The following is a 26,356-nucleotide window of genomic DNA, read 5'->3' as shown; positions in this document are numbered from 1 at the left end:
TCGCATGAGTTTGTCTCCGATGACCCGCTATTTGGCGCTTGTGACGGAGCATCTGTCACGGCTGCATGAAGAAGAGAAAGAGGCGGTTCTGAAGGCCGCCCGTTTGGTCGCGAATCACGTCAAACAGGATAAAATCGTATACGCTTACGGTCCAGGGGGACACTCTAACCTGGGCTCACAGGAAATATTTTTCCGTGCTGGTGGCCTGATGCACGTCAGCGCAATCCTCGACGAAGGCACGCTGCTGAGCGGAGGTGCACTTCGGTCCATGGCGGTCGAACGTACGCCGGGCTATGGTCGTATCGTGCTCGAAGACTATAACCTGCAGGCAGGAGATCTACTGATCATTATTAACGCCTACGGTATTAATTCGGCTGTGATCGATTCAGCGCTTGAAGCAAGAAAAAGAGGCGTCACGACGATTGGCGTCACCTCGGTTGGACATGCGAGTCAAACGCCTGCGGAACATCCCGCACGCCATCCATCGAAGCAGAATCTGCATGACCTCGTCGACATCGTGCTGGATTGTAAAGTTGGCGTAGGCGACGCCGTATTGGAAATTGACGGCTTAGAGCAGCGAGTGGGCGCCATGTCGACGTTCGCCAACGCGTTTCTACTCAATGCGTTGGTTGCGGAGACCGTTCATTTGATTGCAGCGGACGGTGTTCAACCGCCGATTTGGATGAGTGGCAACGCAACCGGCGGCGATGAGTGGAATAAGCAGTTTATCGACCGTTTTAAAGGCCGGATCAAAAAGCTTTAATTAGTAGGAGCTTGTCCTTCGCCTTCATAACCCAACTGTTCGGAAATCCGCAGCGCGGCATCCCGGACCTTCATCCCGACTTCGTGATAAGTCATGCTGGGTAATTCGCTTCGCAATGCAGTTATGCTGATGGCGGCATAAATTTGGCCCAAATGATCAAAAATGGGTGCCGCCAAGCAGCGTATCCCGACTTCACCTTCCTCGTCCTCGATCGCATAGCCGACTTCTCGGACGTTTACGAGGAATTTGCGGAACGTGTCGAGGTTCGTGATTGTATGTTCGGTCATAGCAGGCAAGCCGTGCATCTCCACATATTGTTCAAGCGAATCCTCCGGAACATATGCGGCAAGCGCTTTGCCCACGCCGGAGTTATGCAGGTGAAATGATTGGCCCACTTCGGTTGAGAATTGCACGAAACCGGGACCTTTGACCTTTTCGATGTAGCTGGCTTTGCCATTCTCCAACATGGCTAGATGCACTGTAAAGCGGAGCTCGGTGGCGAGCTTCTCCATATAGGGGCGCGCGATACTGCGTATATCCAGTCTGGACAGCATTTCCATGCCGAAGTTGTATAGTCGGAGTGTAAGTCTATATTTGCCATCATTGGTCTTTTGCACATACTTTAAGTCTTCTAGCGTCGTGAGAATCATAAAAATCGTTGATTTCGGAATCTTGTTGATCTCGTAAATATCGGTAACGCCGAGCGGGACCGATGAACGGGCAAGCATCTCGATGATCGCAAGACCTTTCTCGAGCGCCGGGACTGTGTATTTCCTTTTCATCCTATCAATCGTCCTTTTGTAATTTTGAATAAATTCATTCCAATTATAAACCTGAATGCTACTTTCTTACAATAACCCTGCCGTAAAGGAGAGGTTGACGTTGGATTTCGATGCGTTGAATGAGCCGTACCCGTCACGTCGTTCCGCCATTTATGCTGGAAACGGGATGGTTGCGACTTCGCAGCCGCTTGCGGCCCAAGCAGGTCTTGATATGTTAAAAAAGGGTGGAAACGCTGTTGATGCAGCGATTGCCGCAGCGGCGGCTCTGACCGTTGTGGAGCCGACCTCCAACGGAATTGGAGGAGATGCGTTCGCCTTGGTCTGGTATCAAGGGAAGCTCCACGGTCTGAATGCCAGCGGGCCCGCTCCCCAGCTTATATCCATTGATTCGCTAAGGGGAGCGGGGCACGATCGCATGCCGATGTATGGATTCAGCCCGGTTACCGTTCCGGGCGCTCCTGCTGCATGGGCGGAATTGGCTGCCGCATTCGGAAAGCTCCCCTTAGCGGAAGTGATGCAGCCCGCCATTCGCTACGCGGAAGAGGGATTTCCGCTATCGCCTGTTCTAGGGAGCTCCTGGCAAGGCGCGATTCACTATTTTCGCGAACGGTTGCAAGGACCTGAATTTCAATCCTTGTTTGATACATTTGCACCGAAAGGCAACGTGCCGGGAATCGGAGACATCTGGTCTTCGCGGGATCATGCCAAGACGCTTAGACTCATCGCGGATACGAACGCCGAAGCTTTCTATCGCGGTGAATTGGCGGAAAAGATCGACCTTTTTTCCAAGCAGTACGATGGGTATTTACGCATAGAAGACTTGGCGGGTTACAAGCCGGAATGGGTCGAGCCGATTAGCGTGAACTATCGCGGGTATGACGTATGGGAGCTTCCGCCGAATGGGAGCGGGTTGGTGACATTGATGGCGCTCAATATGCTCAAAGGATTCGAATTCACGCAACGCGATAGTGTCGACACCTACCATAAACAGATAGAAGCAATGAAGCTTGCTTATGCGGACGGAAGGGCGTACATATCTGATCCGCGGACCATGTCCTTGCGGCCAGAGGAGCTACTTTCGGATGCGTATGCGAGCGAGCGCCGTCGCCTTATCGGATCGTCAGCACTGCAACCAGCGCCTGGTAGACCGTCGAAAGGCGGAACCGTTTATCTATGCACGGCGGATCGGGACGGAAATATGGTTTCCTTCATTCAAAGCAATTACATGGGATTTGGTTCTGGCCTTGTTGTTCCAGGTACAGGAATTGCCCTGCATAACCGGGGGTACGGCTTTACGCTGGAGAAGAACCATAGCAACTGTCTTGAACCAGGCAAGAAGCCATATCACACCATCATCCCCGGTTTTCTCAGCAAAAATGGCCGTGCAGTAGGACCATTCGGCGTAATGGGCGGCGCGATGCAGCCGCAAGGTCATCTGCAGGTCCTGATGAATACCATCGATTTCCATCATCATCCTCAGGTGGCGTTAGACGCACCACGTTGGCAATGGTTAGAAGGGAAAACCGTAGAGTTTGAACTGACAACTCCTCGCAGCATCGTGGAGAAGCTGGCCAGAATGGGCCACGATATAAGGTGGTCCTCAAGCTCTGGAAGTTTTGGCAGGGGACAGATCATCTGGCGTTTGGATAATGGCACGTTGGTCGGAGGTACTGAGCCTCGGACGGACGGTCACATTGCCGCTTGGTGAATGCTAACAATTTTTCATTCAGGAGGCCTACATCATGCAAATCAAGGAACTAGACACTCCGTTCGTCTTGATTGATCTAGAACGCATGGGCGCAAATATCCGCGATATGCAACAGATCGCAGACTTGGGCAGGGTAAGGCTGCGGCCACATGCCAAAACACACAAGATGACCGAAGTCGCCACCCTGCAGATCGAAGCTGGGGCAGTGGGCGTCACCGTCGCTAAGCTTGGAGAAGCCGAGGTGATGGCGGACGGTGGCGTTCGCGACATCCTGATCGCCTATCCGATTATCGGTCGTCGAAAGATCGAGCGGCTGGCCGCACTGCTGCCGCGAGCGGCGATTACCCTTGCGGTGGAAAGCGAGGAAGGCATTGCTGCAGCTGCAGAAGCCGGTCGACTTGCCGGATGCCGAGTGGCGGTCCTGATTGAAGTGGACAGCGGCTTCAGGCGTGTAGGTGTTAAACCGGAAGCAGAATTCTTGCGGGCGCTGGCAGCCCGTATCACGGAGGAGTCGTCGCTTGAGCTGAAAGGGCTTCTCACGTTCGCTGGCCAGTCTTATGATACGGAAAGCGACGAGGAACGACGCCGGATTGCAACGATTGAGGCGGGAACCGTCGAAAGACTTGCTGCTATGCTGGAGGCGGACGGGTACCGCATGGAGATTGTAAGCGCGGGCTCGACGCCTTCCAGTCGTTTCGTCGCCGGCTTGCCAGGCGTCACAGAGCTTCGGCCGGGTACGTACGTGTTCGGCGATCTGATGCAAGTGAAACTCGGCGCCCATGAGCTAGACCGTTGCGCACTTACTGTATATACCACGATTATCAGCCGGCCTGCGCCAGACCGTGCGGTCGTTGACGCCGGAACGAAGCTGTTCTCGAGCGACGGGGAAGACTCGCCAATCGGGACGGGACGTGGTTATGCAATAGGTCATCCGGACGTGACGCTCGAATGGATGACGGAGGAGCACGGCATGCTGCGTCTTGACGAAGCCGCGCGAGGATTGCGCATTGGTGATCGACTGGCTTTCATCCCCGTCCATTGCTGCGGGGTAATCAACATGACAGATCGAGTAGCCGCCGTGCGAGGCAGTGAGGTCGAAGCCATCTGGAACGTTGCGGCGAGGGGGAAATTTCAATGACATTGTCCGAAATCAACTTACCCGGGTTGGATGTGCGCATCGCTGAATGGGTGTCTTTGAACAAAGATGCCCTGATCGAGCTGACATCCTCCCTGATTCGCCAATCGACAGTAAATCAGATTGTCGATGGGACCGAGCGGGAAAGCCAGTTGTTGCTGCAAGATGTGATGAGGCAATGGGGACTAGAGACGGAGCTTTATTCGCCGGAGGATGTTGCAGGCTTTCGGGAACATCCCGCGTATTACCCCGGCAAGGATTATCGGCACAGACCGAATGTGCACGGCAGACACCGAGGGACGGGTGGCGGCCGTTCGCTTCTGTTCTCGAGCCACATTGATACAGCGGTCGTTGCACCTGGATGGACTAGTTCCCCGTGGGAGCCTTATGTACGCGAGGGCCGCCTGTACGGGCTTGGCTCATACGACATGAAGGGGGGCTTGGCGGCTTCCATGATGGCTTTACGCTGCATAAGGGAGCTCGGCGTGCCGCTTGCTGGCGATGTCATTGTAGAATCGGTCGTCGACGAGGAGTTCGGCGGATCGAACGGTACACTAGCTGGTCGTTTAAAGGGGATTCATGCCGATGCAGCTATCGTGCCAGAGCCGACGAATCTAGTTGTCTGTCCAGCTGCGCGTGGCGGAGCTTTGTGGCGGTTGACGTTCCGCGGGAATACCGGGCTTGCGTTCAACGGGGAAGAGATTCATAACCCGCTTTTCGATGCCGGGCGGTTTCTCGTTTTCCTAGAGCGGCATGAACGCGAACGTAGCAGGATGCCCGGTCCTTCACCGTGGTACGTGGAGCCGGCGTCGCTGCCGATCATCCCCACCCGTTTCGAGGCTGGCGACTTAAGTGCTGCGCTGTGCGATGTGGGTCCCGAAGTTAGTCTTCTTGACATCTGGGTCGAGTGTTACCCGGGCGTGACCGAGGAGGAACTACTACGCGAGTTGGTGATCGGCTACCAGGAAATGTTCGGCGATACGGTAGCGATTCCTGAATTTGCGAAGCTCATCCGATTTCTGCCGGGCTCGGCGCTGCCGTCAGATTCGCCTATACTTGAAACCGCCATTCGGCATATGCAAGGGGTTATGAACGCACCCCCGATTGTACGGGGTGCACCCTTTGCCTGCGACTCTTTCATGTTCAACCTGCATAGCTTAACACCAGCTCTCATAATTGGCCCAAGCGGTGCCAATGCGCATGCGGCGGATGAGTTTGTCGACTTAGAATCCCTTTACCGACTGACGGAGATTTACGCGCGCATCATCGTGGAGTGGTGCGGACCTAGGCACGATTAACGAAATTTAGAGGAGGTTCTTTACAATGAGAAAACCAGTTGTGACAGATACCGCTTCCAAGGGAGACGGACCATATTCGCAGGCGATCATATCAAGAGGTCATGTGCACGTATCTGGCCAAGGTCCGCTTGATCTGGAAGGCCGGATCATCGGCGTGTCAATCGAGGAACAGGCGGAAAAGACGCTGGACAACGTGCGTCTGATTCTGGAGGCGGCCGGCAGTTCGTTGGACGATGTCGTGAAGGTGAACGTGATTTTGTCTGATATGGCCGACTTCGAGCGCTTTAATGCTGTGTATCGAAGCGTGTTCTCTGCACCATATCCAGCTCGTACTTGCTTCGGCGGTCAGATAGACGGCATTCTCGTTGAGATTGACGTTGTCGCCGAGCTTGCGGAAGGGAAGGGATGACGATGCGCAGATTTGAAGGGAAAGTCGTTCTTGTCACGGGGGCAGGGAGAGGAATAGGCCGAGCGGTTGCCGAGCGTTTCGCCCGAGAAGGTGCGGCATTGGCCTTGGTCTCGAACGACGAGTCCAATTTAACCGAAACAGTAAAAGAGCTAGAGGCGGTCGCAGCGGACATTCTTGCGGTTACGGCAGATGTGTCTGATAACGGGCAAGTCCGCGACGCCGTGGAACAGATCGTGCGCCGCTTCGGTCGAGTTGATATTTTGGTCAACAATGCAGGGATAGCTTGGGAAGAGTCCGTTCTGGATATTACCCCAGAGAACTGGCGCCGAATCATCGACGTGAATTTGAACGGCATGTTCTGGGTCGCACAAGAGATAGCCAAAGTCATGGTTCGTCAGCGGGAGGGCGTCATCCTCAATATGGCCTCTACGAATGGTCTCGTGGGTGAGGCAAAGTATGCGCATTATAACGCGTCCAAAGGCGGGGTTGTTTTGCTGACGAAGACGATGGCGATTGAGCTGGGCGCAAGTGGCATCCGCGTGAATGCGGTTTGCCCGGGCTACATCCAGACACCGATGTCCGAAGCAATCGACGACACGGAGTTTGTCGATCAATACGTTCGGGATAAAATCCCGCTTGGACGTACGGGCAAACCAAACGATGTCGCTGGCGTATTCGCATTCCTTGCTTCGGAGGATGCAGCGTTCGTCACCGGCGAGTGCCTGGTGGTCGACGGCGGGCAACTCGCATTCTAGAGAGAGGGGGAGGACAAATGAATAAGATTGAAGAAAAGCTTGCTCTTCTGGGCGGACCCAAGGCGGTTAACGGGGCTAACGAGGAGTTGTTTCGCTGGCCGATCATTACGGCGGAAGATGAAGAGGCGGTACTGGATGTGCTTCGGCGTGGCGGGATGTCAGGTACCGATGTCACTGAACAGTTCGAACGGGAAATGGCCGATTGGCTCGGGGTCCCGTATGCGTTGGGCTTTCATAATGGAACCGCGTCGCTGCAAGCAGCAATGTTCGGCTGCGGAGTCGGTGTCGGCGACGAAGTCATAGCTCCGGCACTCACCTATTGGGCGACCGCGATGCCAGCGTTCTCACTCGGCGCTTCAGTCGTATTTGCTGACATCGATCCCGTTACACTGGGACTCGATGCGGCGGATATCGAGCGGAGGATCACGAGCCGCACGAAAGCGATTGTGGTGGTCCATTATTTAAGCCATCCGGCAGATATGGATCCAATTCTGCAAGTAGCGGCTAAACACGGGGTGAAGGTGATTGAAGATGTCTCCCATGCGCTAGGCGGCCTCTATAAAGGACGTCCGCTCGGCACGATCGGGGACGTTGGCGCCATGTCCATGATGACCGGCAAAGCGTTCGCAATCGGTGAAGGCGGCATGATGGTAACGAGGGATCAAACCGTGTACGAGCGGGCAATTGCCTTCGGCCATTACGAGCGGTATGGATCGAACATCGAAACCCCGGAGCTCCAGCCGTATATCGGGATTCCGCTTGGCGGGATCAAGTACCGGATGCATCAGCTAAGTTCGGCCGTCGGTCGTGTGCAGCTGAAGTATTATGAAGAGCGCATTGCCGAGATTGAGCGGGCGATGTCTTACTTCTGGGAAGGACTGAGCGGGCTGCCCGGAATCAGACCTCATCGTCCGGAGGCAGGCTCCGGCAGTCGTAACGGAGGCTGGTATGCCGCCCGCGGACGCTACGAGCCGGTGGCGTTAGGCGGTTTGTCCGTGACCAGCTTTTGTGCTGCCCTGCGCGCAGAAGGTGTATTAAGTGTAAGTCCAGGCTGCAATTTGCCACTACACCTGCATCCCTTTTTCCATAGTGCTGATGTCTATGGACATGGCAAACCGACGAATTTAGCCCATGCCAATCGCGATTTGCGTCAACCCGTGGGCAGTCTGCCTGTGACTGAGTCCATCTCGGCGCGGCTGTTCGCGCTGCCATGGTTCAAGCACGAGTGGCGTGATCAAATTGATGAATATGTGCTGGCTTTCCGCAAAGTAATCGCGCAGCACCAGGAGCTGCTAGCCGTCGACACCGGTAATCCGCCTACTTTAGGTGGCTGGCACTTTTTTAATCACAGTTCGAAAAAAGATTAATAGGTTGTACCAATTTCAAAGAAAAGGAGCCGCGAAAGCTGCTCTTTTGTTTGGCTTCAGGCAGTGAAATTTCCCAACATTGAAATTATAAATGCTAAAGCAATTTTCGATAGTTTCCTGGAGCGTGTCCTGTCGCCTTTTTAAAAAGATCCTGAAACGCCGTCACACTTTGATACCCTACTAGCTCTGCGATTCGTTCAACAGAACAATCCGTTGTGGCCAGATAGCGATATTCTGCGTGAATCCGTTGCTCAACTTTATGCGATAGCAAGTAACAATAACAAAAGCAGCTGAATAATGAGCTGAATAATTTATATTTTAACGAACAGCCGATATATGACAGTAAGCATTTACACCAAGCAGTTTAATAATAGAGAAAAGTGCAAATCTTGCACTTTTCTTTTGTTTGTATTCCAGTTTATGTTGAATGAGTACATGAATGGGGGGAAGGAAATGCAACTACTTAATCAGTTTCAATTTAATCGGGTTTCTTTGCGAGTCGAATGCGCCAATCAATCGTTTACATGTGGCGATGCTCTTATTGTGGAAGATGTGGACAATGGCAAACAGACATGGCGATGGGATGTTTTGGCTATCTCTATCACATTTAGTCAAGATCAGGTCGTCCGTAGTATTTCCGTTCATAATATTGGCGTTCATGATATCCACTTGCGTTATATCAGCTTGGAATGGAAACCAATGAATGAATCTCCGTACCTAGATGCCAGAAGCTATGTTCAACTCTATCACTCCCAATGTTTCGAAAAAATAGCAGGTGTACGTCCAGTACATCGTCCTAATGATTGGTCAAATCCTGCCGAAGCCTCGTCCATGGTAACTGTGATATCTCATAGGCAACTTGGTGATGCGTTGCTGCTTGGGGCTTTGCCTCCATTTGAAGATTGCTTCGTTAGCTTCCCAATACGTCACGAAAGCGCGCACAGAGACGGTGCTTTCGGAATAAGCATTCAAATAACTTCACCTCGTCGGATTAAAGTGAATTCAGAGGTGGTGCTAGCTCATCTGATTAAACTTCACGGTAAGGACGGGATTAACTTATTAGAACAATATGGGGAACTCGTTCGAAATCGTCTTCCTCAAACATTGTTCAGCAAACCACGCGTAACCGGCTGGAATTCCTGGGATTATTACGCTGGGGCTGTTTCACAACACGATATCACCGAGAATTCTTGTACGGCACAAGAACAATTTGCAGACGCCATTCGCTATATTGTGATCGACGAAGGTTATCAATGCCAGTGGGGGATTTGGGATGCTGGTTGGAAATTTCCTGATGGGCTGAAGTGGCTTTGTGAAACAATTCGTGCGAATGGATTCGAACCGGGGATTTGGACGGCTCCACTCATGGTGAATGCAAGTACCTCTTTATATCGGGAGCACCCAAATTGGTTTGTGGGTGATGAAGCAGGCAACCCCTTTTTCGTAAGTATTGGGTATGGTTCTATGGCTCAACTCGACATTACCCAACTTGAGGTGAAGGAACATATAGGCAAGGTATTCACCCAATTGCGGCAAGCAGGCTTTACTTACTTCAAATGCGATTTTACTCAGATGCTACTAGGCGCTTCCCGCTTCTCGCGTGACGACATTACACATGCTGGCATGCTTCGAGAATTATTTTGTCTAATACGCAGTTCGATAGGGGAGGACACCTACCTACTTGCTTGCGGCGCGCCTTATGAGGCAGTCATCGGTATTGCCGATTCCCATAGAACGACGGGAGACATTCACCATTATTGGAGTCACATCCGCCAAAATATAAGGTCTATGCTAGCTCGTTGGTGGATGCAAGGGACGATAGGAAATACAGATCCTGATTTCGCTATCCTCAGGTGTGATCGCACCACGGACGACGTTCAATTAAGTCGGCGCCTACCCAAAAAACCTTGGCAATCGGGAGCCAATTGGTATGCCGGTCGAGAGATGAATCTGGCGGAAGCGCAGACACTGCTGCTTGCTTGCTATGTGACTGGCGGCGATATGGTTCTTGGAGACGCGTTGAACCAACTAAATGAAGCAGGTTTAGCTTTCCTTACCATCGTTCTTCAGGATCCTGTCAAACGTGGAGTGCCGATTAATCTTTTTGAATACGATGGAGATGATCTACCGATCGTGGTTGCACAGGGGGATGGCCGCAAACTGCTGGCGATATTCAATCTTAGCGATGATTTTAGGCCAAAGAAGCTGCCAGAGCCGTATGCCGGCTTGAAAGGGTCGCATGAAGAATTTTGGAGCAGGCAACCAATCCCTGTTTTGGAATCGGAAGAAATTATTATGGAACCTCATACTGCAAAGGCTTGGTGGGTATCCGAGGTATAGTTAGATCAAGTAGTAAGGGAAACAAGGAGGCAACGAATTGTTTGGTTATTTGGCCGTGCTTGGTGCGGTATTGATCTGGGGGCTGTCCTACATTATTATGAAATCCACAACAACGGAGTATCCCCAGTTGCTATTTCAATTTTGGCGGTATTGTGCCGTATCTTTGGTTTACTTGGCTCTTTTCCACCGATCACTCCGGGCAATTCCTGTCCGAATCTGGAGAATAGGTGTGGTACAACTCGGATCGAGCAACTTCGTGTTGGGCTTCTTTTCAATTTACGCGGTGCAGTATACGACCCCGACTCGCGTCGTGGTCATCAACAGCTTCATTATCGGCGTCGTGCCGCTGATACGCTGGTTGCATGATCGGTGTATGCCGACTCGGCAAGAGAAATGGGCTATAGCGATTGCGATAACTGCCATTGTCCTATTGATTGTACGACAGGACGAAGGCATGAATTTTGGCGATGGCTTAGCCTTTGTCGGCATGATTGGTTATGCCAATTCGATCGTCTTGACCGATCGTTTGCTTTCGAAGGAACAAGCGACGGTTTCGCAAGTTTCCTTTTTAGGCATCGCGGGCTGCACTTTGTTATTTGCCACTGCGGCAGCTGTCTATGTTTGCATTAGCAATGAGGCAAAAGCGTTATCGCCATTGATATCCCAACCAGAGACACTCGCAGGTATCGCCTACATGGTCGTGTTTGTTTCCCTCGCGGCTAATCTGCTACAAGTACACGGTCAACGCCGGTTGCCGCCGGTCACCGTCTCGATATTGTTCTGCTTGGAGCCCGCCGTAACGGCGGTGCTCGATTATGCACTGCTCGGCAACAAGCCGTCGATGCGCGTGCTGCTCTGCGGCTTGCTACTGATCGTAGCGACAGTTACTACCGCTAGACCGATTAACAAATCTGGAAGACGCCACAAAGAAGCCACGAAGATCACTTTATAACAGTTGATACAAAATTCACAGTCCACATCGTAGAGTTGGATCTTCATTTTTGAGTATCCTTGTCATGTTCAAGGTGAGAGAATGGCGTAAAAGTCTCTATATCTCATCAATGGCTAAGGAGGTGGGACACAATGGGGTTTATTCTTATTTCAATACTATGTTATCCAATCCTCAAATAGGATGGACATTCAGCATAATTATGAATGTGCCATTTTCAAGTGCATACTTGCTGAGACATTATGGAATGGAGTCCGATGGCAACAATCTCTATAAAGAATACCCTAGAAAGTTATATGATGGAACGATTACCCCTAAGGGCATTCTCTCAAAAGTATTTGCATTTTGTACCAGTCGTTGGTTTTGATGATGAATATTTTTACTTGGCAGACTCTTTGGAACACACCATTAACTGTAACGGAACCCGCTATAACCGAAAAATATTAGTCCACGATTTTGAGGCATTATGGAAGATATGGGTTCTATTTGAAAAAATACTTATTTCGTGATACGACAAATGTAACTGTAGTTGATGCGGCTGCTAATCCTCTTTTGAAGAAACAGCAGATACTGATACTACAAACATCAATAGGAATTTATACACCATAAAAGGAAAATTAACTTTTTTAAAGAAGATTTATTTTTTAACTTCTTATCTCTTGAAGTTAAATCTAATTTAAGAGAAATGAAACGGAGTGGTAAAGATTATGTTCATTTATCATGCAGTCCCAAAACAAATGATTGGAACTAAACTAAAGACTCTGAACGAAATAAAGAAAACAAATCCTGAACTTCACGAACTGTATATCGACAAATACAAACCTAATAGATTAATGCTCCTTGAAAGAAGGATTCCTAAACTAGACTGTTTGTGGAATGACGTGATTCATTTCCTTCCAATACACCCAAAATTGGTTTACAACGGTTTAGTTGAGGCAGGCGCAAAGCCTGGTGTTCATCGTTTTTTTTATAAGATTCCACTTTCAACAATTAGCAGTGAGGCATCTATTGCTTTATATAAATACAGTAAAGATAAATTCAAAGGAATAAATGATGAAGTAGACAATTCTGAAATTGAACTGTTAGAAGCCCAAGGATATAGAGAACTTAAACAGTTACCTCTAGAAACAATTGACTATTATAAAATTCAAATAAGCTCAGGGAATAAATTTTTTGGATTATATCACTTTGTTCCTCATGTTTTTATCAAGGGAGAAGTTGATGTAGAGCATGCAGAAATCATTGATTGGAACGAGCAAGAAATATAAATCTTCGAGACCTTAATAATAAATATACTTCAGTATTTACTATAACTGGGACAAGATAGCGCGGGGATGAAACCGATCCTTCGCTTGTTTTCGTTTCTGTTCATCCGCTCAACATTGGCTATAACATCAGACTGGAATTGCTACTTCGCCTATACACATGTTGTTCAAGGTTTTTGTTGCCTTGTAAGGGGATAGATTGAATAATTAAAGGAAACTTTTTCCATTAATAATCGTCTATTTATCAGAGGAGTGATTGCTTATGGACAAAGTGAAATCAAATGTAATTTGGATTTGCTTCGGGTTGTGGATATTTGTCTTATTAGGGATGCAGACCCAACAGGCTCATGCCGCATCAGTCATAACACTGGTAGAAGAGAAAACGCTGTACACCGAGCAAGCCGTCAACAGCGCCGTTGTAGGTAAACTATCAGCGAATCAGACCGTCGAGGTCATTTTGGAAAATAATATGGAGGGCACTTCCTGGTTTAAAATCAAGACATGGCTAGGGGACTGCTGGATTTATGGCAACGAATCGGTCATGCACGGCAGTTTTTCCGAGGTTGACATAAGTGTGAGCACACTAAAAACGGAAACCTTCTTCGATGCCCCTACCCCTTACCCATATAGCATATACTCCCTCGGAAACGGACAATTGGCGGCACAACCGATTCAAGTGACAGGACTGAATGAATTCTGTTACCTGTCAAGCAACGGTACGCAAATGTGCGAGCCTGGGTGGTACCGAATTAAGACCTGGCTTGGCGAGAAATGGCTGTATAAACCAAAACTTAAAGAGCTTATCAAAGAAGAGAAGATTGACCTTACCTTGACCCTGACCGAAGAGGAATTGCTTTACGAACAACCTTATCAGGAGAATGTAAAGATTTTGCTTCAACCGCAGAAGATCAAAGTTATCAGTCTTTGGGATACGGGAGAGGTGGCCTACCGCTTCCGTCCGGTCATATGGTACAAAATAGAAACCGATCAAGGATTTCGGTGGATCTATCCCAGACATCTTACGCTAGCTAACGTAAGCAATATCGATAAAAACGTTGAGCTTCCAACCGGTGCAAAAGGATATGAACATCCAGATTTCGAAGGGGAGTCTTCGTGGGTTGAACCAGGAACGATAAAGGCTTTTGAAGAATGGCTCGGTTGGTTACATGTTAGGACCTCTTCGGGCGCAATATGGGTTAATCCTGAATGGGCCTTAAAAGTAAGACCGATTGGAACCGTTTCGAGCGAGGAATTCGTGAAGATTACAGCAGATACGGCAAGCTACAAAATGCCTGATAGTATGACTGTAGCCCATGACAGCGGGTTCTACGCTCCGCAAGAAGTGCAATGTATCGCCAAGTGGGTCGCTCCAAACGGTACTGATTGGTATTTAATCCAAGGTTTTGACGGAGACGTGTGGGTGAAGTCTTAACGTATACAGAAATAGAGGGATTTTTCCGATTCACAGCTTTAGTAGTCAAAGTAACCGAAAGAGAAGCTGTTATGAGCAGATTGCAGGAAAATTGCAAATTGGATTCAAGTTTTACCTGATATGGATTGTAATAGAGAGGCATTCCCATATTAATTTAAATTAGGAGTTACTATTCAAGATGAAACACAATAAAAACCAAAAGATTTGAGAAAAGATGAATTTTCACATTTACCTATGAGATTAGCGATTAATCCTGGCTTCAATAATGAAAAAAAAGGCAGGTATAATCATCACATTTTTCATATTACATTTGTAAGCATTAATATGCATGAGGAGGGTAATGGTTTTATGGAAGTCTGGGTTCCATATGAGAAAGTCAGAAATCATCCTCCTGATTTTAGAATAAGGTATCGGTTTTATTCCGAAGAAGAAGGCGGAAGAAAAAATCATGTGTTTCAGGGGCTGCGTTGTGATTTTGCATACGATGGAGATAACATAAAAGAGACGGGAATATTTGCTATCCATCCAGAATTTGAAGATGATTTTGGAAATATTGTTCTTTACAAAGATGTTCCAGTATCCAAACGAGGTACTGCAAGAATGTGGATACTATTTCCCGAGATTAGGAGAGAAGTACATATTCATCGAATTAATATAGGTGTCATTGGCTATTTTATGGCGCGCTCAAGAAAGTTGGGGGAAATCGAAACAGGGAGCAAACTGCCATGACAGTTACTCCCTGTTTTCATTCAATTATTATCTTATTTACTACTCTCATTAATGAGCTCGGTAACTTCAATTAGAGGGCTGGGAAAATATTTATTTTAAACCTACACTATTCGTTACTCCTGTTCCTATACGCTTTCGGACTTATCCCATAAGTCTTTTTAAATAATCGACTGTAATAGGATAAGCTTGAAAGACCTGTTGTGAATGCAATTTCTTGTATAGGTTGGTCAGTATTACACAGTAATTCTAACGAGCGTTCTAACCGAATTTGATTCATCCGGTCCTTGATGGTATGACCGCTTAGTTTCTTGTATTTTCGAGCCAAGTGACCATAGCTCATATGCAGGGATGAAGCCAGTCGATGAACGTCCACCTCATAGCTTTGATCATCATTTAAATAAATGTCAACTTTGCGGAGCAAGGAATAATCAGAACTGGATTCGCTTTCAATCCAGACCTTTCTTTCCGTTGACTGCTCGGTTATAGCGAAAATGACTTGCACGACTTGCAACAATGTGGCAACGGAGGGGCCATACTTTTTGGCATTTTCAAAGGATGACGCAAGTAGTTGACCGAGCCCAAACTCATCAGCGTAGACCCCAGGCTTCCAATTCGATAGGACGGTAAGTTGTTCGAAGGTTGAAAACGTTCCCTCCGAGCTAATCGTTGTGCCACGATCGACCTTCCACCTCAAGCATACACCTGTATGCGGATCATCGGGTTCATAGGCATGCGCGTGTTCCATACCCGGTGGGATGAGGAAAAACTCACCTGCGTGAATATCCAACATCGATCCCCCGAAACTCGTTTTCATGTGTCCCTTAAACACATAGTTAAGCTCATACCATGTGTGTAGGTGTGCTGGACACTGAGCGAAACCAGCAGGCACTTCTAGTAAAAGATCAATAATTTCAATGACAGCATCATTGATCATGATGTTTCCACTAAGCATGGTTTGATAAGGGGGGATGTCGGTTAATGGACTTTCTTGCGGAATCAATGGACTCATTAGGATCACCTATATCAATAGTTAAGATGTATGCCCTTAGTATAGCACAGCCCTCTTGGCATGTTATTTTTGTTCAAAAACTTGTGATTTCAGTGAATATACGCAGAGGTGAGATTTTGAGAAAATGGATGCAGATGATATCGATTCATGACCAAAGAGGAGAGATTATTTTGCGAAAATTCCATTTGTTAAGCAACGCTCATTTGGACCCTGTATGGCAATGGGAGTGGGAAGAAGGAGCTGCAGCTGCGGTATCCACCTTCCGGGCTGCGGCAGCATTTTGTGATGAATATGAAGGGTATATATTCAACCATAACGAAGCCTTGCTGTACAAATGGATCGAGGAGTACGAGCCTTCGCTGTTCATTAAAATCCAGGGACTTGTTCAAGCCGGTAAATGGCACATCATGGGAGGATGGTATTTACAACCGGATTGCAATATGCCTTCCGGGGAGTCGATGGTCAGACAAATTTTGCTTGGAAAGACTTATTTCAAAGACAAATTTGGTGTAATGCCAACTACAGCGATCAATTTTGACTCCTTCGGGCACTCTAGGGGGCTTGTACAGATCATGCGAAAAGCTAGTTTCGATTCCTATTTATTTATGCGTCCTGAGGATAGAGTAGCGGGCCCTGCACAAGAGTTCGTTTGGGTTGGTTTCGATGGCTCTGAAGTACTTGCCCATCAAATACAAGATGGATATAACACACTGCTTGGTCAAGCGCATATCAAGGTGGAAGAGAGAATCAATAAGCAGACAACTCAGGATGTTGAGCTTGTGCTTTGGGGTGTCGGCAATCACGGTGGAGGGCCTTCTCGTTTAGATCTAAACCATATTGGCGCCTTAATTGAATCAACGCAGGGAAAAGATGAGGTCTTACATTCAACGCCAGAGGCTTATTTTGCGGATCTTGCAAAGAATGCAGATGCTCTGCCACGCCATAGGGATGATCTGAATCCACGTTTTGTTGGATGCTACACCTCCATGATTCGAATCAAGCAAAAGCATCGTCAGCTTGAGAATGAGCTGTATCAAACAGAAAAAATGCTGTCATCCGCTGGTATTCAAGGTTACCTTCGCTATCCAAAAGAAGAGTTGAACGATGCGTTACATGATCTAATGTTGGCTGAATTCCATGATATTTTACCTGGAACCTCTATACAGCCCGCGGAAGAAGCTTCCCTTCGCTTGATTGATCATGGTTTGGAAATTGTCTCAAGGCTGAAAGCACGAGCCTTCTTCGCATTATCGAGCGGTCAACGAGTGGCAGCTGAAGGCGAGTATCCAATTCTCGTTTATAACCCGCATCCTTATCCAGTACGTGGTGTTTTTGAATGTGAATTTATGCTTGCAGATCAGAATTGGAAAAATGAATTCTCGATGCCTGTCGTCTTTCAGGATGGTGTGCGCCTGCCATCTCAAGCTGAGAAGGAACATAGTAATATCAATTTGGATTGGCGCAAAAGGGTGGTCTTTGAAGCGCAATTAACGCCATCTTCCATGAACCGATTCGATTGCCGAATTGAGTTGCTGCCTTCGAAGCCTAAACCGCAGGTAGAGCTTGTAGATGGTGATATTCATTTCCGATCGCATGACTTACATGTGGTCATTAATACACAAACTGGACTTATAGATCAGTATGTCGCAGGCGGTATCGCTTATTTAAAAGAGGGTGCATTCCAACCCTTGGTCATTGCCGATAATGGGGATCCTTGGTGCATGGATACGGATGGGTTTGAGAAGGTGAAAGGGGCTTTTCGTCTCATGCTGCCGGAAGAGGGTACAGCCTTCTCGGGTATTACCGAAGGGATTCTCCCTTCAGTTAGGGTTATTGAAGACGGTGAAGTACGTACTGTCATTGAATCCCTATTGATGTATGACCATTCTGCGGTCGTAATCACGTATAAACTACCCAAACAAGGAACGGAAATAGAGGTTCATGTGCGTGTATATTGGCAAGAGAAGGATAGTATGCTGAAGCTCTCCATTCCAACCGTATTGGAAGAAAGTCGTTATGTTGGGCAGACAGTCTACGGCGTGCAATCTCTTGCGACGGATGGAACAGAAGTTGTTGCACAGAAATGGACAGCACTCATGTCCGAGACTGACGCTGTTACATTAATAAATGATGGTATTTATGGATCAGACAGTTCGAATGGTGTCATGAGACCTTCGTTATTGCGAGGGGCGGCTTACACGGCACATCCCATTCTTGAGCGACCTTTGATGCCAACGGATCGTTTCTCTCCACGCATTGATCAGGGTGAACGTATCTTTAGATTCTGGTTGAACGCAGGTTCGAGGGTGGAAAGACTTGCACATATTGACCGTGAGGCGCTGCAAAGGAATGAGAAGCCATATGCACTTTCGTTCTTCCCTCATGGTGAGGGGCACCTACCTGCAGCTGCTATCCAACTAGAAGATAATGTGATCCAACTGACAGGATTTAAGCGTGCCGAAAATAGTAAAGACTCATATATCTTACGGTTTTTTGAGCCAACCGGGCTAGCGAGATCAACTGTGGTTAAGATTCCGAGCATGGACATCGAACTGCCCATTGGTTTCAATGGTTTTGAACTAAAGACATATAAGTTAGATAAGCAAACGAGAACTTTGCTCGAATGTGAACTCATGGAAGGGTAAGTGAAATTTATTTTAACTGCAGGCAGCCTTACGATAACTCGTAGGGCTTTTTGTATGTAAGGCGTGACGAGGGCATTGCAAAGTACCATATTTATAGGAAATGACTTAGATTACAGTGTACTTTCGAGCAGAGAACAACTACATTTAGATGACATTATATGCTGTTTCGCCAGAAATTGATGTATACTTGGTGAAGATATGCTTGTATAAAGGAGTACATAAATGTATGAAAATCAAATCTCTTTTAGGAGCAAAAGCTTACTTTATAAAAATGGTGCTATGGATAAGTGCGGCAATTCTGCTGCTTGTTGTTGTTCTTTCCATTGTTGTTTATATCAACTCACAAAATCTCCTGGTCAAAAATGAATATGCAGCCAATCAAAAAATACTATATCAAGTCAAGTATAATATGTCGTTCATGGATCAAACGATTTCCAATTTATCCAAGTTTCTTTACTTAAATAGCGATGTAAACGCTATCATGAATGCGAAGCAGGAAGATATGATTGCAGTGTCAAGCCACTTGTCGAGAGTCGTCAGTTCTGTCACTTCAGCAAATCCTTATATTCATTCCATTGGCATTTATAATCGGAATTTGGATCAATCCTATAGTTCGGGCTTTCCTTTGTTTTTTAAAGATCAGATGCTCTACGATTTTATTAATTCGAATCAAGCCCTGCCAAAGTTAAAGCCGATATTCCGTGATATCAAAAAACTGGTAAATGGGGTAACCGAGCCTGAGTATGTATTCTCCTATTTCATATACGAAACGACAGCGAGTGAAGCCAAGCCGGACGGCGTTGTCGTAATTAACGTTAAACCGCAGTGGTTGCTAGAGAATATTAATCAAATTAATATGATTGATAAGAAAAAAGGCGATAATGTTTTTATTTTGGATCAGAATAGTAATTACTTGGATGATGGAACCAATGACCCGATGATTAAGGAGTGGCTGAAAAGTGACTTTTTGGGGTATAAAACTGAACATCAACAGGCAGAACGAGATGGTTTTTTTCAAAGCAAGCATGGCGGAACGCAGTATTTAGTGACGTACACCAATGTCGATAACACGGGGATGACGCTGCTAAAAACTCAGCCAATCCTTGAAATCTATACCTATATCAATAGATTAAGAAATAGTATTATCATCATCACGCTCATTTTTCTTGTCATGGCCATTGTGATATCCATTGGTATTTCACGGAAAATATATGGGCCCGTGGGGAAACTGGTGAATTCGATCATGTTGGATCGGATCCGGAGATCGGACAAAGACGAGGTCGTCGATGAGATCTCTTATTTAAACACCGTCTACAGACAATCTATGGAGATGCTTGATCATTTTGATAAGGAAAAGGTGCAGTTCAAAGATGTTATGAAGCATTATTGGTTAAGCAGGCTGCTCACAGAGAGTTTATCCATCGGCAGGTCTGAATTAGAAAGTATTTTTAAAGAAATGAGAATTTCATTATCCTTGGAAGGTTCATATGCCATATGTGTATTGAAAATCGATAATTATAAGGAATTTCAGCGTTCGTTCCATGCCAAGGATAAAGATACGATTCGCTTTGCTATGATCAATATTGCTACTGAAATTATGGCCAAAAAGTTCCCTAACGAAGGACTGGATATGAAAGACGATCATGTCGTATTAATTGTTAGTATGCCAGAAGAAGATGACCAGTTCCCTCATCATATCGTTCCTCTCCTTCAAGAAGCTCAGGAGAACGTTTCCCGATACTTTAAAGTTTCCTTCACGGCATCGATCAGTGAGAAGACGACTCACATGCAGGAATTACACGGTTTGTATAATAAGGCGCTGGATCAAGCGATGTATCGCTTATTATTAGGGCATTCAGCTGTCCTGACATATGAAACGGTTAGGAAAAATGTGGAGAGTAAAAAAACAGGGCATCCCAAAAGTCTGGAAGATCAGTTTCTGGAAACGATGAAAACGAGTGATATCACCGCGATGGAGGGGGTATTAGCACATATATTTGAGGAGTTGGGCACGCTAAACTATCACAATGCGTTAGTCTCTATCATCAGGCTCGTGGATGCCGTCATAGATACGCTCGAAGAAATGAAAGTGACGGTAGCGCCATCTTTGCATATTTCTTCTATTAGCCGCAATATTTTAGAGAAAGAGACGATTGTCGATATCCATCGAATTATTTTAGGTGCCCTGCAAGATTCGTTCAAAAAAGATCATGAGGGAAATACCAATAAACTCAACTACTTCTTAGTGGATGCGGTTACGGAATACATTCAAATTCATTTCCGAGATCCTTCTTTAAGCTTGACTTCGATCGCTTCAATCATGAAAATTTCCACAAGAAATCTAAGCAAAATATATAAAGAAGCTATGCAGATATCGATTCCTGATTATATTAATGAGTTTCGATTAGCCAAAGCGGCAGAGCTGCTTATCCAAGATAACCTGAGTGTATATGAAATTGTTGAAAAGGTCGGAATCATGAATGAAACGTATTTCTTCAGTATGTTCAAAAAGAAATACAAGGTTACACCGAAGGAGTTTGCCTTGCGCAGAAATATGACGAAATTGAATCAGTAGAACAAAAGAAAGGTCCGCTATGTGCTGTGCCGAAATGGATGCCAATTGCGACTCGGATCGGCAATAGCTGGGAGGCTGCCCAAGTGCCAAAGCCTCCTTGGCTTTCTTTTGTCCCAATTGGACGATGCCGCCTCCGCTGCAGAAGCCTTCGAAGGACCCTGGTTTGCCAAAACCGATGGGGCCGCTAGGCTCAAGCCGCATATGACCAATTTCTTGCTATCCAAAATAAGCCCAGCACCCATGCCTGTACCGAAAGTTAGGAAGATCATATCCCGTGTTCCCACCCCAGCGCCACTCTGCCAAAGCACAAGCATTCGCATCATTCTGCAAGTCAACAGGAACACCAAAACGTTCCTTAATTAACATAACAATAGGGATGTGATCCCACCTAGGCAAATTCGACCCCATTGCCGCATAGCAGCATTTTCCCATTGGAATGGAACGCTGCCGCACATAATTGGAATGCCGCTATAAGATCATGCGTACATATGTCTAAGTCTGGATAACGGGCTACAAGATGCTGTATATGGTTTTCCAGTATCATTTTCTCCATCGTAAAAGTCCCCCTATCTGCCGATCTCATCGGCTCGAAAATCATTAGAAATAGCGGCAATTTGAGGCAACCAGCTCTTATAAGTTTCCAAAGAGAATGCGGGAAAGCCAAGCAGGTAGTGATTGCCATAGGTTCGTCCCTGAATGATCCATTCAATGAGCAGTAATTGCTGCTTGGCGTGTGAAATCGGGATTTTCCCAAGCTCGGAAGTACCGTTAGCCTCGACCTCAAAGCTCCCTGCCAAAAGCGTTTCTTTGGAATCTGCATCCCATATGCGATAAGAACCAAAAGCGGATTGCCGGGAGTCATTGCCTGCGGCTACTCGCACATGCCAATTCTCAGGCTCATCGATCATGATGCAGACAGGGACTTGGCTTCTTTGAATATAATGAAAAGCCAACTTTTTGCCATAGTAATAATCAACGACGCTATCCGAGAATTGCGGCCAGCCGTCAATCATATTCCACCAGATGATACCTGTTTTCCGCCATTTTTTGAGCCGAGCCGTCTCGATAAAAAACTTTTTCGCCTCAGCTTGGGAAATTTGCGAAGCAAGTATAAAGTCTTCAATAGATTCGGGAATGGCACCGAACAGTTCCTTAATTTGATTCGCCATTAACTGAATACGCGTTGCGTTATGTCCCTGTGAGCCGCTAACTTCCGTTGCATGGGCGATCCATTGCTCATTCTGATTATCAAATGGCCATAAATGCTCAGGCTCTATGAACTTCTGGATCGAAGATAAATTCGGGCAGCCATGATAGCCAATTTCACTAATAAAATGGTCCATACTCGTCTTATAAAAGGAGCTTTTATAGTAATCCCGCGGGCCCCAAAGATGCCGTTCGGGAGCTAGGTTCATGTTGCCTGATCGGATAACCTCAGGTGACAGATAAGGAGAGCTCGGCAAATAAGCCCGGTGAGGATCGTATTGCTGGATAACTTGCGGAAGCAAGCTTCGTGTGATCTGATTCACGCAAGGATCAGGCAGACCATACCACCCATAAGCCTCGTCACATTCGTTATCTCCGCACCAAAGAACAAGCGAAGCGTGGTTCCGTAATTTCTTGACAACGGAGCGAGCTTCAAGCTGCATAGACTCGCTGAATTCCGGCGTTTGCGGATAGACCGCGCAGGCCATTGCAAAATCCTGCCAAACCATTAACCCATGACTATCGCAGAAGTCAAAAAAAGCGTGGTCCTCGTAGACATTGCCTCCCCAGCAGCGAACGATATTGCAACCAGTATCACAGAACAGCTGAAGAGCTTTCTCGTAGCGGCTGGAGTCTCGGCTATGAAACGCATCCATCGGCACCCAATTTGAGCCTTTGCACATGATCGGCGTGTGGTTGACTTTGAAAAGAAATTCGCCTCCGGCTTCTACGGTGGTTGTTTCTGTGCGAATCAATTCCACTAGACGAACGCCGATCTGCTCCGTACGTGAAGCGAGGACACGTCCCTGATGGAGCAATTCGGTCGTAACCTCATAGAGAGGGGCATCCCCATAACCATGCGGCCACCAGAGCCGCGGATTCGTAAGGGTTATCGTTAAGGAGCCTGTGTTGAATAAGACAGGCCTACTCATCTGAAATTCGGATGCACCTGATTTGCCTGTGACCCGAATCTCCAATCCATGATAAAAATACGCAGGATTTGTGGCCACTCGGTAAAATAATCCGATTTGAGCAGCTGAAAGATTTTTATCTACAGATAAGGTATAGAAATAAAGGTCCGTCAAAGCATGATCCTCACATGAGACTAAGGATACAGATCGCCAAATGCCTGCAGAAACCGCGCGGGGCATAATATCCCATCCGAAGCTATGGGCTGCCTTGCGTACGAATAACTGCTCGCCATTCGTAATCGGTCCATAACAAATGGCGTCGGTGCTACGCACCATGGCTTCAATAATGGGAGAACGCAATCGTACGAACAGCTTGTTCACACCCTGGCAGAGCAGCGAATTCGTTGTCTCGAGCCTAACCTCAATAAACATATTATCGCTGGAGCCAAGTTCCTCTCCGTTTAGCCAATAGGTTGCACAGCAATCCACTCCTTGGAACACCAGTTCGGTTCGTTTTCCTTCCATCTGGGGCGGAGCGATGAACTCTAAACTGTACCACCACTCATAAAGCTCGTAAGGACGGAGTTCATTAATATTCGTTCCGAGAAAGGGCTCAGGAAGTAGACCGCTGCTTACCAAATCAAGTTCCACATTCCCTGGTACAGATGCGTGTATAGAAGGCAAATCGAAGTTACTCAATTCATCGGGATGGTGGACTTGCCATTCTCCTTGGGGAAAATAAATGAGCTGCCATTGTCCGTCCAGGCACAATTTATTTGTCATCTGAAAACCTCCTCAATTAAGTACCAATGAACTCATTGTAAAAGGGAGGCTAGGATAAAACTTGCCGTATGTTCAGAAAAATTGCACGATTTTCGGATATGACTTAATTTGAAGGAAAGTGCCTAAAATGCAATATACTTTACCATAACCAACGCCTAAAGTTGAAGTGTGACCTCAGATGAATATGATTTTACAATTGAAGGAGTTGCGTGCCCATGAATCCAGAGAGCTGCCGACAGACTGCGGAAGCATTCATTTTTATCCAAGAAGAGAACATGTCGATCCGATACCGTCCTTTAGCCAAGCAGGGTATGGTATTGCGGAGTCATGCAGATGAGGATCATCCGGACAATATCCTTTACGCAGAGGGAATCGATTATGTCGTCGATTACGATCGCGGTGTCATTCGCCGGACGACGCAAAGCGGAATCCCAGATTGGTCTCGTCACGAATTATATAGCCAATCGGAGTTTGATCATACCGTGTTCAAAAACTGCAGCAATCGTGAATTTACCGTGTATGGGGATTATGTGTATGAGAGCGATCCGTTGGCAGACGGCTTCGTTGCCCACGATAATAGCGGAAATCGAGCTAGAGTGGAGCACTGGCTTTCCAAATTGCGAACCAGCGAGGAGAGTTCAATCGTTGTTTTTGGCGACAGCATTAGTGCAGGTGGGGAGGCGAGCGAAGAAAAGTTTATGTACTTCAACCGAGTTCATCAATTTCTCAATGATCACTATCCGCGCAGCCGAATCCGTCTGTTGAATAAATCAGTCGGCGGTGAAACCAGCAAAGATGGAAAGAATCGCTTAGAGCGCGATGTCATTCCTTTGCAGCCTGATCTCGTGATCATCGGATTCGGGATGAACGATCAGAACAAATATGGGGAAGGAGTGGGCGTTTCGCCGGCGGATTTTGAATGCAATCTATGTCAAATGATCGAGGCCATTAAGAAGTTGGGCAACAGCGATATTGTGCTCGTGACGCCTTGCTTGCCGAATCCGAAATGGTGGTATGCCAGCGGATGGACTGGCCGATATGCGGAAGTTATCCGCCGGCTGGGCCGGGAATATGGTGTCGGGGTAGCTGACGTCACTGCGGTTTGGGAGCAGGAATTGGCAGCCGGCAAATCACCGGAAAGTCTGCTCCTGAACAACATCAATCATCCGAATGATTACGGGCACTGGCTTTATTTCCAAGCTTTTGTCCCGCTGCTGAAAGCTTGAGAAATCAAGCTTTCTTGTCATTGTGCTACTTCACAAAACCCGCCGTCCAGCACTCGGAGAAAATCCATACTTCTTTTTAAAACAACGAATAAAATAAGGCAAAGAATTAAAGCCCGACGCCAGAGCTATTTCCGTAACAGGTAAGCTGGAATTATGAAGCAGCCTATGAGCATATTGCAGCCTGTGCTCCTGCACATATTGCTGAAACGATTGACCGATGATGGTACTGAATTTTTCGCTAAAATAGTTCGGGCTCCATGTTGTGTATGCTGCTGCTTGTTTCAATGTAATGGGTTCACGAAAATGGAAATCGATATAGTTCAAAGCTTTGCGCAGCTTGATACGTTCAGGGACATCGCTGGAAGAAGTCTCTATGGTAGTGTGGAGATCAGTCGGAATCATACGCAGCAGATCAACAAGCAATCTGTCCAATGTGGCACGGATGGCTTGTTTTTTGCCGATTCTGGATGCTGTGCACTCCGCTAATAATCGGCGGCATTCCTTCTCTACGTAAACCAAATGTTCACCCTTGCAGCGGACGGATAAACGATTAGGCTGCCTAAAGAGAAAGAGTCGTAGCTCCTCATCGAGCCATTCCTCGGTAAATTTCAAATTGATTAAACGAAGCGGGAAACCTGGGTCAGGAATAATGGTATGGAAATCAACAGGGGTTAAAAGGTAAACAGAGCCAGGGACGAGTTGGGACGACTCACCGTTTAAGATTTGCGTACCTCTTCCAGATAGAATAATCTCCATCTCGAAAAATTCATGGCCATGCAAATCGTGAAACCGGCTTACCTCATACTCGGAGATGCTGAAATGAAAAGATGGTGTGAGAAATTCATCGATCATATACCGATAGGGTGCTGGCACTTTTCGCATAACTAAGCTCCTCTCCTTACTTCCCATGTGTGTAGTATACAATATCAACCGTATTCGTAGGTGGGGACAAGTCTGTTTTCCTACGAAGCTTACCAAGGTTAGAGGAAAACACGTGATTTGGAGGATTCTAGCTCAATGGAACCTACACAATTTTGGAGGAAAATACCTAGTTTATAATATACATTCC

The 26,356-nt window shown here is 47.0% G+C and carries 24 protein-coding genes; 16 read left to right on the top strand and 8 right to left on the bottom strand.

What is annotated here, in order from left to right; translation table 11 throughout:
- The first annotated feature begins 4 nt into the window (after window positions 1-4).
- Window positions 5-763, top strand: coding sequence for an SIS domain-containing protein (locus J2736_RS07935; RefSeq protein WP_310225065.1), 759 nt, complete (start codon window positions 5-7; stop codon window positions 761-763).
- Here the strand turns inward: J2736_RS07935 and J2736_RS07930 are convergent.
- The gene (locus J2736_RS07930; protein WP_310225064.1) at window positions 760-1,545 is read right to left on the bottom strand and encodes an IclR family transcriptional regulator; all 786 of its coding nucleotides are present in this window, start codon (window positions 1,543-1,545) and stop codon (window positions 760-762) included. The genes J2736_RS07935 and J2736_RS07930 overlap by 4 nt on opposite strands.
- A gap of 166 nt (window positions 1,546-1,711) precedes the next feature.
- Here J2736_RS07930 and J2736_RS07925 point away from each other — a divergent pair, with 166 nt between their 5' ends.
- Genes J2736_RS07925 through J2736_RS07900 form a run of 6 tightly spaced genes read left to right on the top strand, consistent with a single transcriptional unit; the run spans window position 1,712 to window position 8,217 of the window.
- Entirely contained in the window at window positions 1,712-3,253 is a 1,542-nt protein-coding gene (locus tag J2736_RS07925; RefSeq protein WP_310225269.1) for a gamma-glutamyltransferase family protein, read from the top strand.
- 34 nt (window positions 3,254-3,287) lie between these two features.
- Entirely contained in the window at window positions 3,288-4,391 is a 1,104-nt protein-coding gene (locus tag J2736_RS07920) for an alanine racemase (protein ID WP_310225062.1), read from the top strand.
- Window positions 4,388-5,686: a M20 family metallopeptidase gene (locus tag J2736_RS07915; protein WP_310225061.1), complete on the top strand. Its 1,299-nt coding sequence runs from the start codon at window positions 4,388-4,390 to the stop codon at window positions 5,684-5,686. The genes J2736_RS07920 and J2736_RS07915 overlap by 4 nt, the downstream gene beginning before the upstream one ends.
- A 25-nt stretch (window positions 5,687-5,711) precedes the next feature.
- Window positions 5,712-6,095 carry a RidA family protein gene (locus J2736_RS07910; RefSeq protein WP_310225060.1) on the top strand — a complete coding sequence of 128 codons (384 nt, stop codon included), beginning with the start codon at window positions 5,712-5,714 and terminating at the stop codon, window positions 6,093-6,095.
- Window positions 6,092-6,850: a meso-2,3-butanediol dehydrogenase gene (budC, locus tag J2736_RS07905; protein WP_310225059.1), complete on the top strand. Its 759-nt coding sequence runs from the start codon at window positions 6,092-6,094 to the stop codon at window positions 6,848-6,850. Before J2736_RS07910 ends, budC begins: the two co-directional genes overlap by 4 nt.
- A 17-nt stretch (window positions 6,851-6,867) precedes the next feature.
- Window positions 6,868-8,217, top strand: coding sequence for a DegT/DnrJ/EryC1/StrS family aminotransferase (locus J2736_RS07900; protein ID WP_310225058.1), 1,350 nt, complete (start codon window positions 6,868-6,870; stop codon window positions 8,215-8,217).
- A 94-nt stretch (window positions 8,218-8,311) separates the two neighbouring features.
- On the opposite strand, the gene J2736_RS34275 is transcribed toward J2736_RS07900, so the two are convergent.
- On the bottom strand, window positions 8,312-8,488 hold the full coding sequence (locus J2736_RS34275) for a helix-turn-helix domain-containing protein (RefSeq protein ID WP_397340189.1): 177 nt from the start codon (window positions 8,486-8,488) through the stop codon (window positions 8,312-8,314).
- A 182-nt stretch (window positions 8,489-8,670) separates the two neighbouring features.
- Between J2736_RS34275 and J2736_RS07895 the strand changes: the two genes are divergently transcribed.
- The 6 genes from J2736_RS07895 to J2736_RS07870 all read left to right on the top strand — a co-directional run bounded on the left by J2736_RS07895 (window position 8,671) and on the right by J2736_RS07870 (window position 14,932).
- Window positions 8,671-10,557 (top strand): alpha-galactosidase, encoded by a 1,887-nt coding sequence (locus J2736_RS07895; RefSeq protein ID WP_310225057.1) that lies wholly within the window; start codon window positions 8,671-8,673, stop codon window positions 10,555-10,557.
- Window positions 10,558-10,594: 37 nt separating this feature from the next.
- On the top strand, window positions 10,595-11,509 hold the full coding sequence (locus tag J2736_RS07890) for a DMT family transporter (protein WP_310225056.1): 915 nt from the start codon (window positions 10,595-10,597) through the stop codon (window positions 11,507-11,509).
- Window positions 11,510-11,763: 254 nt separating this feature from the next.
- A complete protein-coding gene (locus J2736_RS07885; protein ID WP_310225055.1) occupies window positions 11,764-12,015 on the top strand; it encodes a hypothetical protein in 252 nt (83 codons plus the stop codon).
- Between the two features lie 228 nt (window positions 12,016-12,243).
- Window positions 12,244-12,774, top strand: coding sequence for a group-specific protein (locus tag J2736_RS07880; RefSeq protein ID WP_310225053.1), 531 nt, complete (start codon window positions 12,244-12,246; stop codon window positions 12,772-12,774).
- A gap of 259 nt (window positions 12,775-13,033) precedes the next feature.
- Window positions 13,034-14,203, top strand: a complete 1,170-nt coding sequence (locus tag J2736_RS07875; RefSeq protein WP_310225051.1) for a hypothetical protein — start codon at window positions 13,034-13,036, stop codon at window positions 14,201-14,203.
- Between the two features lie 204 nt (window positions 14,204-14,407).
- A complete protein-coding gene (locus J2736_RS07870; RefSeq protein WP_310225050.1) occupies window positions 14,408-14,932 on the top strand; it encodes a hypothetical protein in 525 nt (174 codons plus the stop codon).
- A 106-nt stretch (window positions 14,933-15,038) separates the two neighbouring features.
- Here the strand turns inward: J2736_RS07870 and J2736_RS07865 are convergent, their stop codons facing one another.
- Window positions 15,039-15,941, bottom strand: coding sequence for an AraC family transcriptional regulator (locus J2736_RS07865; protein WP_310225049.1), 903 nt, complete (start codon window positions 15,939-15,941; stop codon window positions 15,039-15,041).
- A gap of 170 nt (window positions 15,942-16,111) precedes the next feature.
- Here J2736_RS07865 and J2736_RS07860 point away from each other — a divergent pair, with 170 nt between their 5' ends.
- Together J2736_RS07860 and J2736_RS07855 are read left to right on the top strand one after the other, a co-directional pair.
- Window positions 16,112-18,586: a glycoside hydrolase family 38 N-terminal domain-containing protein gene (locus J2736_RS07860; protein WP_310225046.1), complete on the top strand. Its 2,475-nt coding sequence runs from the start codon at window positions 16,112-16,114 to the stop codon at window positions 18,584-18,586.
- Window positions 18,587-18,812: 226 nt separating this feature from the next.
- Window positions 18,813-21,161 (top strand): AraC family transcriptional regulator, encoded by a 2,349-nt coding sequence (locus J2736_RS07855; protein WP_310225044.1) that lies wholly within the window; start codon window positions 18,813-18,815, stop codon window positions 21,159-21,161.
- Between the two features lie 17 nt (window positions 21,162-21,178).
- Here the strand turns inward: J2736_RS07855 and J2736_RS07850 are convergent, their stop codons facing one another.
- From J2736_RS07850 to J2736_RS07835, 4 genes are read right to left on the bottom strand one after another with little or no spacing between them, the layout of a single operon-like run.
- Complete coding sequence (locus J2736_RS07850) at window positions 21,179-21,484, bottom strand: hypothetical protein (protein ID WP_310225273.1); 306 nt, start codon at window positions 21,482-21,484, stop codon at window positions 21,179-21,181.
- Window positions 21,378-21,593: an ROK family protein gene (locus J2736_RS07845; RefSeq protein WP_310225043.1), complete on the bottom strand. Its 216-nt coding sequence runs from the start codon at window positions 21,591-21,593 to the stop codon at window positions 21,378-21,380. Before J2736_RS07845 ends, J2736_RS07850 begins: the two co-directional genes overlap by 107 nt.
- Window positions 21,550-21,714 (bottom strand): hypothetical protein, encoded by a 165-nt coding sequence (locus J2736_RS07840; protein WP_310225040.1) that lies wholly within the window; start codon window positions 21,712-21,714, stop codon window positions 21,550-21,552. The genes J2736_RS07845 and J2736_RS07840 overlap by 44 nt, the downstream gene beginning before the upstream one ends.
- 13 nt (window positions 21,715-21,727) lie before the next feature.
- Window positions 21,728-24,061, bottom strand: a complete 2,334-nt coding sequence (locus J2736_RS07835; protein ID WP_310225038.1) for a glycoside hydrolase family 2 protein — start codon at window positions 24,059-24,061, stop codon at window positions 21,728-21,730.
- A 215-nt stretch (window positions 24,062-24,276) separates the two neighbouring features.
- Here J2736_RS07835 and J2736_RS07830 point away from each other — a divergent pair, with 215 nt between their 5' ends.
- Window positions 24,277-25,287 (top strand): SGNH/GDSL hydrolase family protein, encoded by a 1,011-nt coding sequence (locus J2736_RS07830; protein ID WP_310225036.1) that lies wholly within the window; start codon window positions 24,277-24,279, stop codon window positions 25,285-25,287.
- Between the two features lie 30 nt (window positions 25,288-25,317).
- Here the strand turns inward: J2736_RS07830 and J2736_RS07825 are convergent, their stop codons facing one another.
- Window positions 25,318-26,169 (bottom strand): AraC family transcriptional regulator, encoded by an 852-nt coding sequence (locus J2736_RS07825; protein ID WP_310225034.1) that lies wholly within the window; start codon window positions 26,167-26,169, stop codon window positions 25,318-25,320.
- Window positions 26,170-26,356 lie beyond the last annotated feature (187 nt).

Source organism: Paenibacillus qinlingensis, from assembly GCF_031455095.1.
Taxonomy (GTDB): domain Bacteria; phylum Bacillota; class Bacilli; order Paenibacillales; family NBRC-103111; genus Paenibacillus_E; species Paenibacillus_E qinlingensis_A.
This window is presented reverse-complemented; position numbering and strand designations above follow the sequence as displayed.

Coding starts and splice junctions, on each gene's coding strand:
- J2736_RS07895 (WP_310225057.1), top strand. CDS start 8,671: ATGCAACTACTTAATCAGTTTCAATTTAATCGGGTTTCTTTGCGAGTC.
- J2736_RS07865 (WP_310225049.1), bottom strand. CDS start 15,941: ATGAGTCCATTGATTCCGCAAGAAAGTCCATTAACCGACATCCCCCCT.
- J2736_RS07850 (WP_310225273.1), bottom strand. CDS start 21,484: ATGATGCGAATGCTTGTGCTTTGGCAGAGTGGCGCTGGGGTGGGAACA.
- budC (WP_310225059.1), top strand. CDS start 6,092: ATGACGATGCGCAGATTTGAAGGGAAAGTCGTTCTTGTCACGGGGGCA.
- J2736_RS07930 (WP_310225064.1), bottom strand. CDS start 1,545: ATGAAAAGGAAATACACAGTCCCGGCGCTCGAGAAAGGTCTTGCGATC.
- J2736_RS07835 (WP_310225038.1), bottom strand. CDS start 24,061: ATGACAAATAAATTGTGCCTGGACGGACAATGGCAGCTCATTTATTTT.
- J2736_RS07920 (WP_310225062.1), top strand. CDS start 3,288: ATGCAAATCAAGGAACTAGACACTCCGTTCGTCTTGATTGATCTAGAA.
- J2736_RS07910 (WP_310225060.1), top strand. CDS start 5,712: ATGAGAAAACCAGTTGTGACAGATACCGCTTCCAAGGGAGACGGACCA.
- J2736_RS07875 (WP_310225051.1), top strand. CDS start 13,034: ATGGACAAAGTGAAATCAAATGTAATTTGGATTTGCTTCGGGTTGTGG.
- J2736_RS07935 (WP_310225065.1), top strand. CDS start 5: ATGAGTTTGTCTCCGATGACCCGCTATTTGGCGCTTGTGACGGAGCAT.
- J2736_RS07880 (WP_310225053.1), top strand. CDS start 12,244: ATGATTGGAACTAAACTAAAGACTCTGAACGAAATAAAGAAAACAAAT.
- J2736_RS07915 (WP_310225061.1), top strand. CDS start 4,388: ATGACATTGTCCGAAATCAACTTACCCGGGTTGGATGTGCGCATCGCT.
- J2736_RS07925 (WP_310225269.1), top strand. CDS start 1,712: ATGGTTGCGACTTCGCAGCCGCTTGCGGCCCAAGCAGGTCTTGATATG.
- J2736_RS07885 (WP_310225055.1), top strand. CDS start 11,764: ATGGCAACAATCTCTATAAAGAATACCCTAGAAAGTTATATGATGGAA.
- J2736_RS07855 (WP_310225044.1), top strand. CDS start 18,813: ATGAAAATCAAATCTCTTTTAGGAGCAAAAGCTTACTTTATAAAAATG.
- J2736_RS07825 (WP_310225034.1), bottom strand. CDS start 26,169: ATGCGAAAAGTGCCAGCACCCTATCGGTATATGATCGATGAATTTCTC.
- J2736_RS07840 (WP_310225040.1), bottom strand. CDS start 21,714: ATGGAGAAAATGATACTGGAAAACCATATACAGCATCTTGTAGCCCGT.
- J2736_RS07845 (WP_310225043.1), bottom strand. CDS start 21,593: ATGGGAAAATGCTGCTATGCGGCAATGGGGTCGAATTTGCCTAGGTGG.
- J2736_RS07830 (WP_310225036.1), top strand. CDS start 24,277: ATGAATCCAGAGAGCTGCCGACAGACTGCGGAAGCATTCATTTTTATC.
- J2736_RS07900 (WP_310225058.1), top strand. CDS start 6,868: ATGAATAAGATTGAAGAAAAGCTTGCTCTTCTGGGCGGACCCAAGGCG.